The following is a 16897-nucleotide window of genomic DNA, read 5'->3' as shown; positions in this document are numbered from 1 at the left end:
GGCCGGATGGGTTAATATCTTCTATCTTCGCCTGGTCGGGCTGTTATTTATTTTGAAAACTCAACTGAGTTATCCATTGGTATCGAAGGACGCATCGGCGTCCTTTTTTCGTTAGACTGCCGCCGATTATAAAGCGTTGAATAAGCTCGATCGCGTTGCCCCGCTCATAGGAGAAGTTGTTTTGCTGTGTCTGCGCCTGGTTCGTCTTGCTGTGTTGATGTTGGTGACCACCCTGTTGATGGGTTGTCAGGGCGATGAAGCGGCGCGACCCACACAATTGCTGCAACAGCAACTGACTCAACAACTGGCTGATGCACAGCCAGGCGACCAGATTGATTTACCAGCCGGCCGTTTTCCATTCGATCAGGCCATACAACTGACGACCGAAGGTTTGATTCTCGCCGGTTCCGATGAGGGCAAGACGGTGTTGTCCTTTGCCAATCAGGCAACGGATGAGGCTAGTGTTCAATTGTTGGCCAATGGCATTAGCCTGCGCAATTTCAGTATTGAAGACAGCCATGGCGTGGCGGTTTCGATAAAGGGTGTCCAGCGAGCCCAGCTGATTGGCCTAAGAGTTCAGTGGCTGGATAAGGACGTTGCTGCCAGCACCGGCATAGAGGTAACCGATAGCCGACGCATATTGCTTGATGAGGTTGCTGTTCGCAGTGCTACGCAGGCCGGTATTTTGCTGCACAACAGCGCCGCCGTCGTCGTTCGCAATGCCCGTGTCAGCGACAGCCTGATTGGTATTGATGTACGTAATTCCCAGCACAGCGATTTGTACGGCAATATGCTGGTCGACAACACTCAGGGTGTGCGCATTATTAATGCTTTGAATTCATCGATGTCGGGCTATGCCATTCGCCTGTTCGACAACGACATTCAGCGCAACAACAAGGCTAATACCGCCGCCGAGACCAGTGAGCTGGCTGGGTTGTGGCAGGGCGTTGGCGTGCAGATTGAAGGCGGCGATGCGATCGAGGTATTCGATAATCGGCTCACCGATAATGGCACCGCAGATATCTATGTACGCTCGGTTTCCGTCGATGAAGTGACGCGGCAACCGTCGGCACTCGACCCCTATCCAGAATCCATCTACGTGCATGACAACCAATACGGCGACAGCGGTACTCAGCCGGATGGCCTTCAACTCAAGTGGCTGCGCTGGACCTTGTTTGGTTTTGGTGGCCGCCTGCCGCCGGTGCTCTGGGATGGCCAATTGGATGTGACCAAACAGGTGAATGGTCAAACACCGATCCATCTGCGCCTGTGCGTACCGGAAGATGAATCGCCGGTATTGAACCTTGATCAGGCCAATGGCTTTGCCGATCCGCAAATTGAGCCGCAATGGCATCAATGTCGCTTGCCGAGTCTGCCGGCGGTGTCCAATTATTGGTAATGATGGGCGCCCAATTGAGCTCGCAGGGCGCCGGTGGCAAGATGATTCAGTGCGACCAATAAATACAAAAGAGGATGTCGCTATGCTGAACAAATCTGTTGATCAATGGCTTTGCGAATATGGCGAAAGCCACCAGAACCGAACCAACAAACGCATTCACTGGGTCTGTGTCCCCGTTATTTTGTGGTGCGTGCTGGCCTTGCTGTGGCAGGTCAGTCTGGCCGGCCATCCCTGGTTGAATGGTGCCAGTGTGCTGATCTTGATCAGTCTGCTGTTTTACGCGCGCCTGTCCTGGACGCTGACCCTGGGTATGGGTGTGATTACAGCGCTTTCGATTGGCTTAATACTGGCGTATCAAAATGCCGGCTTTGCACTGCCATTGTGGGTCTTTGCGTTGGTGCTGTTTGTGTTGGCGTGGATTGGTCAGTTTGTCGGCCACAAAATTGAAGGCAAGAAACCGAGTTTCTTTCAGGATATTCAGTTTCTGTTGATCGGTCCGGCCTGGTTGTTGAGTTTTATTTATCAGCGCCTGGGTATTCCGGTTCGCGGGTAATCGCATAACAATAGAGTCGCAATTAATACAGCGGTTGGCGGCGCCGACCGCAACCGCTATGCTGCTGCTTTCGCGTTACAACCAGCGGAGCAGTCCTTGCCCAAACAGCATATCGAAGCTCATGGTCTGACCTTTCTCAAACCCGGTCATAAATCCGTCAAAGCCATTCGCGATGAACATGGTGAAGCCAATATTCACGGTACCAAAGTCTGGGATTCCAGCTTTGTGCTGATGGATTATCTGTTGCTCGATCCCATTCCCAGCCATAGAGTCGTTTTCGATATCGGCTGTGGTTGGGGGCCAACAACCTTTTTCCTGCAGAAACATTTCCAGTCCAAAGTCATGTCGATCGACGCCGATAAAAGCGTCAAACCCTATCTGCAATTGCATGGCGAACTGAATGGTTTCAAACCGGTTTTCTGGCAACGCAAACTGCATCAATTGAGCCGCGACGATTTATCGATGGCCGACACCATCGTCGGCGGCGATATCTGTTTTTGGGACAGTCTGCGTGATGACTGGATGAAGTTGATCAAACGCGCCGACAAAGCCGGTGTGCGTCAAATATTGATAGCAGACCCCGGCCGGCAACCCTTTTACGACCTGGCGGAATGGGCCAAGTCGCGTTACGACGCCGAATTGTGGGAACACGATATCCGCAAGCCGATCAAAGCCAGCCGCTATGTGCTGGAGGTCAACCTCAATCCGGACGAAGCAGACTAAAGCGCCGCTGAACAACTGCGCAGAGCCTGGTGTGAGTTATGCAGCGCTCCCTAAACTTTCTGCGCTGGCGGGCGATAACCTTGGGGAGCCTGTGTACTGGTCACACCGGCTGCTTGGTCAAGACAAAGGTTAAAAATCAATGCGTGCAAGCCGGATTCACAGGTGGCGGTTGGCTCACCGTGGGATGATAAATGTACTGGCCGGGCTGGTCGTCAGCCTGGTGCCGGCCCATGCCGACGAACTGAGTCTGGACCTGGGCGCGGCCAGCAGTGATCACACCACCGGCTGGGGTATCGCCAGTCACGGCCAGTGGATGTTTAATCCTCATGTCGGGCTCGATCTTGGTTATCGTTACCTCAGCAGCCTGGAATACGATTTCCAGGGCGACACTCTGGAAAGCAGTTTTGCTCAGGCTGAAACCGGGCTGATTCTGCAACAGGGAAATCTGGGTCCACGTTTTCAGGCCATCGGTGGACTGATTATGTCGACCGTCGGTGTAGAAAATAATCTGGGCCAATCCGTTATTGACCCGTTCACGCCCGGTTATCGTGTTGATGCCGATATTTCGGTGCCGGTTTTTGATCATTTTCGCGTCTTTGCCAACGGTGGTTACCAGGGCTTTTTCGATGGCGACATTCCCGATCAGTGGCGTTGGCGTTATGGTTTTCGGCTGACCTTTGGTACCCAGCCGACAGCGCTGGAAAGTCAGGCCATGGCCGAACAGCAACGCCAACAGGCGGGTACTGAGCAGGCACCGGAAGATCCGCCGGTGCAGATTGATCCGCAGGTGCCGCAATATATTCCGCGCCACAGTTCGCAATCGCTGCCACCGATTATCGAATTATCACAGCTGTGCAAGTGCTATCCCGAAGGTCCCTATACGCTGCAGCTGGGTGAATTTTCATCCATGTCGCAGGCGGTTCGCGCCATGGAATATCGCGGCTTGCGTCAGTTCTTTAATACCGTCGCTTATGAGCGGGATCCGCAGGCCGTCTTTTTGGGCCAAAGCAGCCAAGGCGGGGCAGTCGGTTTTTATCTGGGCGAATATGCGTCTTTGGAAGCAACCGACCACTGGCGTCGGCAGTTGCGTCGTTCTGGTATTCAAGCTCGTGTTAAACGAGTCGTTCCCGGCAGCAATGGTCAGGCCATGGAGCAGGAAAATTTTGCTACCGAAACCATCGAGCGCAGCACCGAACCGACCTATACGCCGGAAGAAATTGCGCGCATGAATTCACTGCCGGGTCAGCGTCCGCCTGCACCGGATGTGTCGGCGATGAATCAATTACCAGAAAATGCTGAACCGGCTCCGGATCGACAAGCCATGAACCGCGTTGAAGAAAAGCCGGTGCCAATGATGACCGATACCTTGGTGGTTGGACCGGTAAATGCCGAACGTGTTGAAGCCTGGTTGTCGGACCCGGATTTCAGAACGCCGGTGCTTAACCCGAGCAACACCACCTTGCCGGGTCGGCATCGTCTGGTGTGGAATGCGGCGCAAAAACAGGGTTGGCTCTATCTTGATGGCTTCGCTGATGCGACCCAGTTGGATCGCTGGCGCGCCTGGCTGGAAAGCCGCGAACTCGACGCTCAGCATCGCGATAATCCACGCCTGCCGGTCGGTGATATCTACGTCTATACGTTGGGTAAAACACCGGACGCTTACAGCCTGTCGCTGGACAGCGAGACCGCCGCCGACGCTGTACTGGCCAGATTGGTCTCGCCGGAAGTGCTTTGGTTCCAGGCCTATCAATCGATCAACGACCGGCCCTTGGAACTGGTGGTTAACTGGTCCGATAACGATCAAAGCTATCAGTTACTCGCCACCGGTTTTGATGATGAAGCCGATGCCCGCCGCGCCTGGCAGAGTTTGAGCAGCGTCGGGGTGATGCCGTCACTGGAATAATTCAGACGGTGAGCCGTGAACGCAAAAGCGCCACCTTAGTGGCGCTTTTTTATTGGGCGGAAGAACGCAGTATCAGTGCCTTATCGTTAGTGGCTCAGGCACAATAACCGGCTTCTATTGTTGTTGGAGACCGGCGTGGTCGAAGTGGATTGGTCTGTTTCTGTATTGCTGATTTTTTTCTGTGTGGCCTTTGTCGCCGGCTGGGTGGACACGCTTGCCGGTGGTGGCGGTTTGATTGCTTTGCCGGCTTTGTTGCTGGCGGGTGTGCCGCCGGTGAATGCTCTGGCGACTAACAAAAGCCAGGGCGTTGTTGGCACTTTAACCTCTACCTTGACGCTCTTCTTTAAAGGTCATTTACGGGGCCGGCATTTGCTGGGGTTGATGCTGATGGCGGCCATCGGTTCAGCGCTTGGAACCGTCCTGGTGCAGCATATCGATACCGACTGGCTCAGTTGGTTTATTCCCGTCTTGTTGATACTGGTGGCGCTGTATTTTCTGCTGACACCCAAGCTCGGTGAGATGGAAGCCGAGGCGCGGATGAGTGAGGGTCGTTGGGCAGGCTTCATTGTGCCACTGTTGGGTTTTTATGACGGCGTCTTTGGACCGGGCACCGGGTCACTCTTCGCGGCCAGCGGCGTGGCCTTTCGCGGCCAGACCTTATTGACCGCCACCATTCGCGCCAAGTTGTTGAACTTCACCACCAATGTCACCTCCCTGGCGCTCTTTGCCGCTGGTGGTCAGGTAGTCTGGGTGCTTGGCGGCGCCATGATGGCGGGGCAGGTGGTGGGTGCCTATATCGGCAGTCATACCATGCTGGCCGGTGGCGCCCGCTTGATACGACCCTTAGTCATCACCATCTGTTTACTGATGTCGCTCAGTCAGATCGCCGACCACTTTGGTTGGCTACCCTGGTAGCGAGTGTTCAATAAAATGCACAAAATTAGCGCCTGACGACGATTTTGTGCGCCAATAGTGATGCTCAGGGGCGTAATTTTTAGGGACCTAACCATTATTCCCCTTAAAAATAGTTGGCCTGGCCCAAAGCGATTTTGAGTTATCAAATACACTTAACCCCTGATCGATATAAATTCCAATCGTTGCGGATGGCCGCTAAATTCTTAATAGTGGTGAAACCGGATTTATTCTTTTAACTTATTGAAAAAAAAGAAAATAAACTAAATTTTCTTGCTATTGAGAAAGGGTTTTTTAACAACGACTGTAAGTTCGCTACCTGCTCTTATGCGCAAAAAAACAAAAAAAACTTGCAAGCCCTCGGTTAAAAAACCTAGGGTAGTTTGACCTTCGGCCTGGGTTATTACTCAAGCCTAATCATTGATGTTCGATTTTATAGACGGGTGAATCGATTCGGACCTGTCAATGTCCAAAATATTGCAACCTCAGCCCATCGATTAATTCCGTCGGTTAAATGGAGTCCCTCGTGTCTCAGTCTGCAATGACAAGCTGGAAAGCCCTGGTAAAGGACGCCGTGGAATTGCGTCGCGATTTACATCGCCAGCCCGAGCTGACCTGGGCAGAACAGCAGACAGCCGCCACCATCCGCGAGCGTCTGACGCAGCTGGATATCGACTGGCGGGTCTGCGCCGAAACCGGCACGGTGGCGACGCTGAACCCCGAAGCCAAAGGTCGGCACATAGCGCTGCGCGCTGATATCGATGCCTTGCCCATCGTAGAAGACAGCGGCGTTGCCTGGTCGTCGGAAGCGCAGGGTTGTATGCACGCCTGCGGTCACGATGGTCATACTGCCGCCCTGTTTGCCACGGCTCGATGGTTAAAGCAGCACGAAGCGGAATTGCCAGGCCCGGTGACCTTGTTGTTTCAGCCGGCTGAAGAAGGCGGTCACGGCGCTAAGAAGATGATTGAAGACGGCGCGCTCGAAGGCGTCGATGCGATTTTCGGTTGGCACAACTGGCCGGCGATTCCTTATGGTCAGGCGGTCTGCCCGGACGGCACTGTGATGGCCGGCAACGGCACCTTTCGCATTGAAGTGATTGGTCAGGGCGGTCATGCCAGCCAGCCTGAACTCTGTCGCGATCCGGTGCTGGCCGGTTCTGCGTTGATCGTTGCCTTGCAACAAGTAGTAGCGCGGCGTTTGCCGCCACAGCAGGCAACCGTGCTGAGTGTGACGTCCTTTGACGGTCGTTCCGGCGTGACAGTGATTCCCGATCGCGTTGTGCTGGAAGGCAGCTTTCGGTTGGCCGACCCCAGCACCCGGGCGGTGTTGAGCGAACTGATTGAATCGGTCGCTAAATCCACCGCCGAAGCCTACGGCGTAAGCTGCGATGTGACGGTTTACCCGCGTTATGACGCCACCATCAATCACGCTGACGAGGCGGGCGAGTACCGCCAGGCACTGGTCGAAGAGTTTGGTGAACAGGCGCTGGCAACCAAAGTTGCCGTGCCGATCATGGCGTCCGAGGACTTCAGTTACTACCTTCAACAGATACCGGGCGCTTTTGCCTTGATTGGCTCAGACGATGGCAAGGGGCATGACTTTCCTTGCCACAGCCCGAAATACGATTTTAACGATGCGTTGATCCCCCATGTGGCGCGGGTCTATGCACGCCTGGTGGGTGCGCCCTTGCCGACGTCGAAGTAACAACGTCGCGCCACTGAATTTTTCACTCTGGACGCTGGTAAAACGAGTCAAACCAGCGTCGAACTTCACGGCTTAAGAGAGGAGAGGCTGTTATGGATTTGAGCACATTTGAACAGTGGGAATCCGATGTTCGCGGATACTGCCGTCTGTACCCGACGGTTTTTACATCGGCCTCTAACGCCAGGCAGGTGGACGAAAACGGCAAGTCTTATATCGACTTTTTTGCCGGTGCCGGCGTACTGAATTTTGGTCACAACAACGAACGCATGAAAGCGGCGTTGATCGAGTTTATTCAGAACGATGGTGTGGCGCACAGCCTGGATATGCACACCACGCCCAAGCGCGCCTTTATCGACAAGTTTGTCGACACCGTGCTCAAGCCGCGCGGCATGAACCACAAGCTGCAGTTTATGGGGCCGACCGGTACCAACGCTGTTGAAGCGGCATTGAAGCTGGCGCGCCGCGTAACCGGCCGTCGCAATATTGTCGCCTATGCCAACGGTTTCCACGGCATGACGCTGGGCGCTCTGGCCTGTACTGCTAACGCGGCCTTCCGTAACGCCGCCGGCGTGCCGCTGGAAAATGTCATTCGTGAACCCTTTGGTGCCGAAGGTGGCGATCCGTCTTTGGGCGTCGATCGGGTTGAGGAATTACGCGCGCTGTTCGCTGATCCATCCAGTGGTCTGGAAGCGCCAGCGGCCTTTTTGATTGAACCGATTCAGGCCGAAGGTGGTGTTCATGTTGCCACCCGTGAATGGCTGCAAGCGGTGCAGAAACTGGCCAAAGATCTGGGCGCGCTGGTGATCCTCGATGATATCCAGGCGGGCTGTGGCCGCACAGGCAGCTATTTCAGCTTCGACGGTCTGGGTCTGGATCCGGACATCATCACCCTGGCCAAAGGCATCGGTGGTTTTGGTACACCCTTGGCGATGAACCTGGTCAAACCCGAGCACGACAAACACTGGAATCCGGGCGAACACACCGGCACTTTCCGGGGTCAGGGTTTCTCCTTTGTCGCCGGTGTCGAAGCGCTGAAATATTTCGACGACGATGCGCTGATGAAAGACGTCGCTCGCAAAGGTGCGCAGATGAAAGAGCACCTCGAAGGCATTGCTAGTGGCTTCAACGGCGTCAGCGTGCGTGGCAAAGGTATGATGCAGGGCATCGATCTAGGTGATGGCGCCAAAGCCAAGGCGGTTGCCCAGCAGTGCTTTGAAAGCGGTCTGTTGCTGGGCACCTGTGGCTCTGGTGGTCGGGTATTGAAACTGATTCCGCCGCTGACCATTCCTGATGCCGACCTGAGCGAAGGTCTGGGCATTCTGGAAACCACCATCAAGTCGGTGATGAAGGCCGCCTGATGAGCGCAGCGTGTCGGCGCTGAGGCCGGCACGCTGTCATGGCCTGTTAATCGAATTCAACACAGTGGCTCTGGCCACTGTTTTAGTAAGAGGAACCCCCATGCTGACAGCAATCGATCCCAGCAACGGCGTAACCCTGAATGAGTTTGCGCCGGCCACCAGCGAGCAGGTGGAACGCATTCTGGCCGATGGCGAAACGGCTTATCACAGCTGGCGCCAAACCAGCTTTGCGCAACGCGCCGAGGTATTGCACAAGGCCGCCAAGGTGATGCGTGACGACGTTGACCGCCTGGCCATCCTGATGACCGAAGAGATGGGTAAGCCGATTAAGGAAGCCCGCGCCGAAGTGGAAAAAGCCGCCTGGTGTGCTGAGCATTACGCTGAACACGCCGAACAGTATCTGGCCACCGAGACTTTAGCGTCGGATGCACATCACTCTTACGTGAGCTATGAACCTTTAGGTGTGATTCTCGGCATTTTGCCGTGGAATGCGCCGTTCTGGCTGGCGTTTCGCTATTGCGCGCCTACGCTGATGGCCGGCAACGTCTGTGTAATGAAACATGATCCACACGTGCCCGCCTGCGCCCAGGCCATTGCCGATGTCTTTGTGCGCGCTGGTGCACCGGAACATATTTTCCAGAACCTGCCATTGGAAACGCCCGCGGTAGAAGCGGTGATTCGTGATCCGCGCGTCCAGGCGGTGTCGTTCACCGGTTCGGAAAAAGGCGGTGCTGCCGTGGCCTCCATTGCTGCCTCGGAAATCAAACATTCGGTGTTGGAGCTGGGTGGTTCGGACCCGGCGATTGTGCTGGCCGATGCCGACCTGGAAACCGCCGCTGACGTACTCACTTTGTCGCGCATCATTAACGCGGGTCAGAGCTGCATTGCCGCCAAACGCATCATTGTTGAGGCGCCGGTTTACGATCAGATGGTCGAGTTACTGACCGAACGTCTGGCCAAACTCAAGCTGGGCGACCCGCGTGAGGAGAGCACCGATATCGGTCCTATCGCGCGTGCCGATCTGCGTGACAACCTGCATCGCCAGGTTAACGACACCATCTCTGCCGGCGCCCGCTGTGTGCTCGGTGGCGAACTGCCAGCAGGTCCCGGCTTTTATTATCCGGTGACCTTGTTGACCAATGTCACCGAGTCGATGTGTGGTGCCCGCGAAGAAACCTTTGGCCCGGTGGCCGTGGTGATGAAAGCGCAGGATGAAGCCGACGCCATTCGCATTGCCAATAACACCCCTTACGGTTTGGCCGCTGCGGTGTGGAGCGACGCCAAACGTGGTGAAGCAATTGCTGCGCAACTGGAAACCGGCCAGGTGGCGGTGAACGGCATCGTTAAAACCGATCCGCGACTGCCCAGTGGCGGCATTAAACGCTCTGGCATGGGTCGTGAATTGGGCCCGCATGGCATCCGCGAATTTGTCAACGCCAAGCAGGTTTGGGTCGGCCCGAAGCAGGGCTGAGCCAGCCGCTCAGTAAGGCTGTATCGTCCAGCCGCCGAGCAGTTTGGAATTCCCCGGCTACACTATAGGGAACCGCTGTTTGGAGGCTGGCTATGCGGTATGCCACCGCTTTCCTCCTGTGCGTGATGATCACTGGTGCTTCGGCGCAAACCACAACAACGATGCGCCTGGGCACCAACATCATGCCGCCCTATACCCTGATCACCGAAAATCGTCAGTTGAGTGGCGAGGCAACGGCGACGCTTAATTGTGTCTTTGATGCGCTGCCGGAGTACCGCTATGAAACCTCGGTCGCACCCTGGCCGCGTGTGGTGCGTTTAGCCGATCAAGGTGGCATCGATGGCTGGTTTTTGTACGTCAAAAACGCCACCAGCGATCGCTTCGCAAAACTGTCTGAACCCTTGCAATTGGAAACCTGGTATTGGTACAGCCATCAGGCCATCAGCGATGCCAGGCTGGAAGATTTTCGTGACCAAAGCATATTGGTGTTAAGCGGGACCTATCAGAAACTCTGGCTGGAAGCGCGCGGCTTTAATCAGTTTTTAACGGTGCAAAGTAATGAAAGTTTGATGCGTGCCTTTTTAGCACGTCGTGCCGACCATCTGTTGATCAGCGATTCGGTCTTTGACGAAACCCTGGCAAGTTTTAATGGAGCGCCAGCAAATATTGACCGACGCTTTGTTGGCTATATTCAATTGGGCCTTTACGTCACTGACACCTTCCTTGCTAACAACGCGGATTTTATGCAGCGGTTTAATGAAGCTGCTCACGATTGCCGTTCAACCAATCCCCAACTGACCGAATCCGACCGCGAACAATTGCTGGAACTGGTAGAGCGCTTGTCGCAGTGGCAACAAGCGGACTGGATGCGCCAGGCACTGCGACACCAAAACCGGGTAAACCAGCGGCTGACGCCAACGGATATTGACCGCTTGGATCAACAGTGGCGTGATGAGGTGGATCAATCGGATGGCGAGTTGATTAAATCATTAATGGAAGCGGAATTATCGATCCGACTATCCTATATTCAGGCACAGCAAGACGGTATTTTCAGCGAGTTATTTATCACCGATAAGTTCGGTTTGAACGCCGGTGCCAGTGAGCCCACCAGTGATTATTTTCAGGGTGATGAGGCGATCTTTCAGCACTTCGGTGACAGTCAGGCGCGCTATTATATTGGTGAGTTGGAATACGATGAATCGAGCCGTACTTTTCAGGTAAAAATCAGTGTGCCAGTGCGTGCCGCCGACGGTGAATTATTGGGTGTTTTGGTTGGCGGTGTTGATGTTGAACAGGCATTACGTGGTTTTAAATAGTCTGACTGGCCATGGTTGTTCATTAGGCCATTTGTCGTTCCGGTTCATTGCTATTGACGGTAATTAATCGTTTCACTTCGGACAAACAACTGCCACAGGAAGTACTGCACTTGAGTGCCTGCTGGACGGTGTTGAGATCGGCGTGCGGATGTTCTGCGAGGTAGGCTTCAATATCCTGGTCGTGTACCGAAAAGCAGGTACAGACCAAACGCCCGGCTGTCGCTGATCCGGCGCGGCCAAGTAACCAGGCGCTGGCGGACAGCATTGGGTCAGGTTGCTGCAGTGCACCTTCCAGCCATTCCAGGTCGGGTGCTGATATTGGAACGTCGCTTAGCGCCAGCCAGGCGCGCTGCGGTAACGGTCCCGTATAGCAAATCTGTTGATAGCAGGCTTGGGCATCATCGGTCAGTTGCAGGTCTGAACGGGTCGTTACGGCCAGAGCAAGATCCGCCACGCGACGCTGTGGATAGACTAACTGCCAACAACTGAGCTGCTGCATTTCAGTGCGAAACCAGATCGCGCCCTCGGCCAGTTCCCCTGGTAAATCGCTGCCCAGATAATAGCCGTAGCTGGTCAAAGGTTGAGGTTCGACTTCCACCAGGGCGTGCTTGGATTCCGGCTGACCGGAGATGGGATCAACCAGGCTGTCGATCAGTCTTGCCACGCCGCCATTCCCGGCGAATTGTCGATTCCAGTGGATGGGCGCAAATAACTGACCCCTGGGCTGGCTTCCCGTAATGTCCGCCCAGGCATGGCATTCGCCGCAGTCGCTGTAGAGGCGAACCAGATCGCCGGCTTTGATTTGACGTGCGGCGGCATCCTGTGGATTGAGTTGCACCTGGAAGTCGCGCCGGTGTTGGTTAAGGCGAGGGGCGTAGCCGGTACGGCTCATCGAATGCCATTGATCGCGCAACCGGCCGGTATTCAGGCGCAGCTTTTTATCCGCAGGTTCAGGCTCGGCTGGTGCCACCGGATGAAAACGCGCCCGTCGGTCCGGGGTGGCAAAACGACCGTCGCTGAACAGCCTGGGCTGACCCTGGTGGCTGTCATTCAACGGCCATTGAATGGGTGTCAACTCCTGGTATTGCGCTGCTGTCAGCTCGGTTAAACCACTGAGATTAAACTGACGCTTTGGGTCTGCCTCAAAACTGCTGAGCCGGGCGTGTTCGTTAAAAATGGCCGCCGGGCCTGCGTAGTGGAAGGCCTGGTTGTAGCCCAGTCGTTTACCGACCTCAGCCAAAGCCCACCAGTCCGGTCTGGCCTCGCCCGGAGCCTCGACAAAGCCGCGTTGACGGGAAATGCAGCGTTCAGAGTTGGTGACGGTGCCGTCCTTTTCACCCCAGGCCAGGGCGGGCAAATGGATATCGGCCAGCGCCAGGGTGTCGGTATCGGTGACCACATCGGAAACGATGACGGTTTTGACTCGTTTTAGCGCGCGCCGAACCCGGTCTGCATCTGGCAGGCTGCTGACCGGGTTAGTCGCCATGATCCAGAGCACATCCATGTCGCCGCGCTCGGCGGCGTTGAACAGGTCCACCGCTTTTAATCCGGGCGTCGTCGCCATGGCCGGCGCTTGCCAGAAACGCTGAACGGCGTCGATATCAGCCGGCGTAAAACCGCGATGGCTGGCCAACTGATTAGCAAGCCCACCGACCTCACGGCCACCCATGGCGTTGGGTTGGCCGGTGATGGAAAAGGGCGTTGCCCCCAGCTTGCCAATCCGGCCGGTGGCCAGATGCAGATTGATGATGGCCTGGCCTTTATCGACCCCGGACCGGCTCTGATTGATGCCCATCGACCAGGCAGTCACGGTACGTGGACAGGCCTCGAACCAGGCGAAAAAACTATCAAGATCGTCGCGCTTCAGGCCGCAGTCAGCAGCCAGTTGGTTCCAATCGGTACCGGCGTGCTGGCGCGCTTTATTTAGCGTTTCCTCGAAACCTGAGGTATGGGCGGCGATGTAGTCGGTATCGAGCGCATCGCGTTCTGCCAGCCAGGCCAGCAGGCCATTCAGCAAGCGACCATCGGCGCCGGGACGGATCGGTAAATGCAGGTCGGCGGCGTCGCTGGTATCGGTCTGGCGCGGATCGATCACCACCAGCTTTTTGCTCGGGTCCTGCTCGCGGGCAGCTTGCAAGCGCTGAAACAGTACCGGATGCGCCCAGGCCAGGTTGGAGCCGATGAGCACCACCAGTTCGGCCGCTTCCAGGTCGTCGTAGCAACCGGGCACGGCGTCTTCACCGAAAGCGCGCTGGTAGGCGGCCACGGCGGACGACATACACAGCCTTGAGTTGGTATCGACGTTGGCGGTGCCCAAAAAACCTTTGGCCAGCTTGTTGGCGACGTAATAGTCCTCGGTCAGCAACTGGCCGGACAGGTAAAAACCGATGCGCTGGGGCGGCGTCTCCGCCAGTGTCCTGGCGATGCGCGTTAAGGCGCTGTCCCAGTCTGCAAACTGGCCGTCCATCATGGGCTGCAACAACCGATTGCGCAGTGGCAGAACGTCGCCCAGATGAGTGCCTTTGACACAGAGCCGACCGCCATTGGCCGGATGAGATTTAAGGCCGCTGACCTGAATGGTGCGATCGCCGCTGCGCGGCACCGCCACGCCGCAACCGACACCGCAGTAAGCGCAGGTGGTAGCAACCGTCATAGCACAATCAACTCAGCGCGATTTCGACGCGATCGTCGACCAGGCGGGCGGGCCAGGTGCTGATACGCACCGCCGCATCCTCGATGCACTGGCCGTCTTCAAGTCGAAAGTGCTGCTTATAGAGTGGTCCTGCGACGGCCCAGTCACCGCCAATATCGCCGACAATGCCTCTGGCCAGCACATTGGCGGAACTGAAGGGGTCGTGATTATCGAGCGCGTAGACGGCGCCGTGGTCGGGCAGATAAAACAGCGCGATCTGGCGACCTTGCAAACGCACCGCCACGCCGGATTCGGGCACCAGATCGTCGCGCTGACACACGGCCTGCCAGTTGAGTGTTTTGGGTTGTGCGGTCATCTCGATCTCCTCAGGCAGATGCAATCAACTGGCTTTTTTCGTCAGCTGTGGCCGGTCGAATCTGGTCGCGCTCTTCGACGAAGACGACGTTGTCGTCGGGCTCTGGGCTGTTCACAAAGGTGCGGAAGCGCTTCAGTTTTTGCTCGTCTTCGAGCGTGGCTTTCCATTCGCACTGATAGGTATCGACGATGCGCGCCATCTGTTGGTCGAGTTCTTCACCCAGTTTCAGGCTGTCGTTGAGGATGACGTCGGTCAGATATTCCAAACCGCCGTCGAGACTCTCCAGCCAACGAGCGGTGCGTTGCAATCGGTCGGCGGTGCGCACGTAGAACATCAGCAGCCGATCGACGGTGCGAATCAGCGTCACATCGTCGAGATCGGTGGCAAACAGATCGGCGTGACGCGGTTTCATACCGCCGTTGCCACAGACGTATAAATTCCAGCCGTTTTCGGTGGCGATAACGCCAATATCTTTGCTCTGGGCTTCGGCGCATTCGCGGGTGCAACCGGACACCGCGAATTTAATTTTGTGCGGTGCGCGCAAGCCCTTGTAGCGGTTCTCCAGCAGGATCGCCATGCCCACTGAATCCTGCTGGCCATAGCGACACCAGGTGCTGCCGACGCAGGATTTAACAGTGCGCAGCGCTTTGCCGTAGGCGTGGCCGGTTTCAAAACCGGCGTCGATTAAGCGTTTCCAGATGTCCGGCAACTGATGCAATTGCGCACCAAACAGATCGATACGCTGGCCGCCAGTGATCTTGGTATACAACCGATAATCCTTGGCGACCTGACCGATCACCAAAAGTTTATCCGGCGTAATTTCCCCACCGGCGATGCGCGGCACAATCGAATAGGTACCGTCTTTTTGCATGTTCGCCAGGAAGGTGTCGTTAGTGTCTTGCAGCTTAACGTGCGGCGCTTCGTGCACGCCTTCGTTCCAGTGGCTGGCAAGAATGGATGCCACTGTTGGTTTGCAAATATCGCAGCCATGACCACAGCCATGTTTGGCAATCAGTTCATCAAAGGTTTTGATTTCTTCAACCTGCACCAGGTGATACAGCTCCTGGCGGGTGTGCGCAAAGTGTTCGCACAGCGAATGATCGACCTCGACACCGCGCGCTTCCAAGGTGGCATCGACCAGGTTTTTCAGCATGGCCGCGCAACCGCCGCAACTGGTACTGGCGCGGGTTTCGGCTTTGACCTCGCCGACGCTGCAACAACCGCCATCAATCGCCTCGACGATTGCGCCCTTGGTGACGTTCATGCATGAGCAGATGGTGGCCGAGTCGGGCAGGGCGTCCGGGCCTAAGGCTGGAGCGGCACCGGCGCTGGGTAAAATCAGGCTGTCGGGTTCAGCCGGCAGGTCTATGTCGTTCAGGTAGTACTGCAACAGGCTGTCGTAAACGCTGTTGTCGCCGACCAGGATGGCACCGAGCAGATGTTTGCCATCGGCGCTGGTGACGATCTTTTTGTACTGGCCTTTGGCTTCGTTGTGGTAACGATAACTGATGGCGCCGGGCGTGCTGCCGTGGGCGTCACCAATGGCGCCGACATCGACGCCCAGCAGTTTCAGTTTGGTGCTCATGTCGGCACCGAGGAAGGGACTGTCGCCGCCTTCCAGATGCGCCGCCACCGTTTCGGCCATGCGATAACCGGGCGCGACCAGACCAAAAATACGTTCATCCCAGAGTGCGACTTCGCCGATGGCGTAGATGTCGGGGTCGGAGGTGAGGCCATGGTTGTCGATGCGCACACCGCCGCGCTCGCCGATCGTCAGGCCACACTGGCGCGCCAGTTCATCACGTGGGCGAATGCCCGCAGAGAACACCAGCACATCGGTTTCCAGCGGCTCGCCATCGGCAAAGTGCAAACGCAGGCGACCGTCGTCGAGGCTTTCAATTTTCTGGGTCGCGGTGTCGGTATGGACGGTCACACCGAGCGCTTCGATTTTGTCTTTTAACACCGTGCCGGCGGTGGCATCGAGTTGCACCGGCATCAGGCGCGGCGCGAATTCAATTACTTCAGTCGCCAGCCCCAGCGATTTTAACGCGTTGGCCGCTTCCAGGCCGAGCAGGCCACCGCCGATCACCACACCGCTTTTGCCGTTGGCGGCGGCGTTGCGAATGGCGTCCAGATCATCGAGCGTACGGTAGACAAAACAACGCTCGGCGTCGTGGCCGGGAATCGGCGGCACGAATGGATAGGAACCGGTGGCGAGCACCAGTTTGTCGTAGCTGAGTTCTTCGCCATCGCTGAGCAACACCGTGTGAGCGGCGCGGTCGATGCGCTCTACCCGGGTGCCGAGGTGGGCGGCGATGCCGGCTTGTTGATAGCTTGCGGCGGTGCCCAGCGCCAGGTCGCAGTGCTCGCGGCCCTGAAAATATTCCGACAGATGCACTCTGTCGTAAGCCGAATGTCGTTCTTCGCCGATGATGTGGATGCGCCATTGCTCGGCGCCATCGAGCTTGCGAAAGGTGTCGGCGAAGTGGTGGCCGACCATGCCGTTGCCAATGATGATCAGGTCTTTGCGTTGGCTCATGGGGTTTCCT

12 protein-coding genes are annotated in these 16897 nt (G+C 56.4%); 9 read left to right on the top strand and 3 right to left on the bottom strand.

The features are described from left to right. Positions 1-181 precede the first annotated feature (181 nt). The 9 genes from ACXAE6_RS16755 (at position 182) to ACXAE6_RS16715 (ending at position 11340) form a co-directional block, all read left to right on the top strand. Positions 182-1399 carry a parallel beta-helix domain-containing protein gene (locus ACXAE6_RS16755; RefSeq protein WP_475151370.1) on the top strand — a complete coding sequence of 406 codons (1218 nt, stop codon included), beginning with the start codon at positions 182-184 and terminating at the stop codon, positions 1397-1399. 82 nt (positions 1400-1481) lie between these two features. Then, positions 1482-1952 (top strand): Mpo1 family 2-hydroxy fatty acid dioxygenase, encoded by a 471-nt coding sequence (locus ACXAE6_RS16750; protein WP_475151367.1) that lies wholly within the window; start codon positions 1482-1484, stop codon positions 1950-1952. 96 nt (positions 1953-2048) lie between these two features. Then, a complete protein-coding gene (locus tag ACXAE6_RS16745; RefSeq protein WP_475151364.1) occupies positions 2049-2675 on the top strand; it encodes a class I SAM-dependent methyltransferase in 627 nt (208 codons plus the stop codon). A 184-nt stretch (positions 2676-2859) separates the two neighbouring features. Then, positions 2860-4578 (top strand): hypothetical protein, encoded by a 1719-nt coding sequence (locus ACXAE6_RS16740; RefSeq protein WP_475151358.1) that lies wholly within the window; start codon positions 2860-2862, stop codon positions 4576-4578. Positions 4579-4713: 135 nt separating this feature from the next. Further along, entirely contained in the window at positions 4714-5493 is a 780-nt protein-coding gene (locus tag ACXAE6_RS16735; RefSeq protein WP_475151355.1) for a TSUP family transporter, read from the top strand. A 523-nt stretch (positions 5494-6016) separates the two neighbouring features. Further along, entirely contained in the window at positions 6017-7195 is a 1179-nt protein-coding gene (gene doeB2, locus ACXAE6_RS16730) for a N(2)-acetyl-L-2,4-diaminobutanoate deacetylase DoeB2 (protein ID WP_475151352.1), read from the top strand. A 98-nt stretch (positions 7196-7293) separates the two neighbouring features. Next, positions 7294-8553 (top strand): diaminobutyrate--2-oxoglutarate transaminase, encoded by a 1260-nt coding sequence (locus tag ACXAE6_RS16725; protein ID WP_475151775.1) that lies wholly within the window; start codon positions 7294-7296, stop codon positions 8551-8553. Positions 8554-8653: 100 nt separating this feature from the next. Then, the gene (locus tag ACXAE6_RS16720) at positions 8654-10024 is read left to right on the top strand and encodes an NAD-dependent succinate-semialdehyde dehydrogenase (protein WP_475151347.1); all 1371 of its coding nucleotides are present in this window, start codon (positions 8654-8656) and stop codon (positions 10022-10024) included. Between the two features lie 92 nt (positions 10025-10116). Continuing rightward, complete coding sequence (locus ACXAE6_RS16715; RefSeq protein WP_475151343.1) at positions 10117-11340, top strand: hypothetical protein; 1224 nt, start codon at positions 10117-10119, stop codon at positions 11338-11340. Between the two features lie 22 nt (positions 11341-11362). Here ACXAE6_RS16715 and ACXAE6_RS16710 read toward each other — a convergent pair whose 3' ends face one another. From ACXAE6_RS16710 to nirB, 3 genes are read right to left on the bottom strand one after another with little or no spacing between them, the layout of a single operon-like run. Next, on the bottom strand, positions 11363-13993 hold the full coding sequence (locus ACXAE6_RS16710) for a nitrate reductase (RefSeq protein ID WP_475151340.1): 2631 nt from the start codon (positions 13991-13993) through the stop codon (positions 11363-11365). Positions 13994-14000: 7 nt separating this feature from the next. After that, positions 14001-14348 carry a nitrite reductase small subunit NirD gene (gene nirD / locus ACXAE6_RS16705; RefSeq protein ID WP_475151335.1) on the bottom strand — a complete coding sequence of 116 codons (348 nt, stop codon included), beginning with the start codon at positions 14346-14348 and terminating at the stop codon, positions 14001-14003. Between the two features lie 10 nt (positions 14349-14358). Continuing rightward, a complete protein-coding gene (gene nirB, locus ACXAE6_RS16700) occupies positions 14359-16887 on the bottom strand; it encodes a nitrite reductase large subunit NirB (RefSeq protein ID WP_475151331.1) in 2529 nt (842 codons plus the stop codon). Positions 16888-16897 lie beyond the last annotated feature (10 nt).

It is taken from the genome of Saccharospirillum sp. ABV4_185, from assembly GCF_056159245.1.
The sequence above is the reverse complement of the archived record's forward strand: the minus strand, read 5'-3'. Positions and strand labels throughout refer to the sequence as shown.

Excerpts from the sequence above, each read along its gene's own strand:
- ACXAE6_RS16720 (WP_475151347.1), top strand. The coding sequence starts at position 8,654 with ATGCTGACAGCAATCGATCCCAGCAACGGCGTAACCCTGAATGAGTTT.
- nirB (WP_475151331.1), bottom strand. The coding sequence starts at position 16,887 with ATGAGCCAACGCAAAGACCTGATCATCATTGGCAACGGCATGGTCGGC.
- ACXAE6_RS16740 (WP_475151358.1), top strand. The coding sequence starts at position 2,860 with ATGATAAATGTACTGGCCGGGCTGGTCGTCAGCCTGGTGCCGGCCCAT.
- ACXAE6_RS16715 (WP_475151343.1), top strand. The coding sequence starts at position 10,117 with ATGCGGTATGCCACCGCTTTCCTCCTGTGCGTGATGATCACTGGTGCT.
- ACXAE6_RS16750 (WP_475151367.1), top strand. The coding sequence starts at position 1,482 with ATGCTGAACAAATCTGTTGATCAATGGCTTTGCGAATATGGCGAAAGC.
- ACXAE6_RS16710 (WP_475151340.1), bottom strand. The coding sequence starts at position 13,993 with ATGACGGTTGCTACCACCTGCGCTTACTGCGGTGTCGGTTGCGGCGTG.
- nirD (WP_475151335.1), bottom strand. The coding sequence starts at position 14,348 with ATGACCGCACAACCCAAAACACTCAACTGGCAGGCCGTGTGTCAGCGC.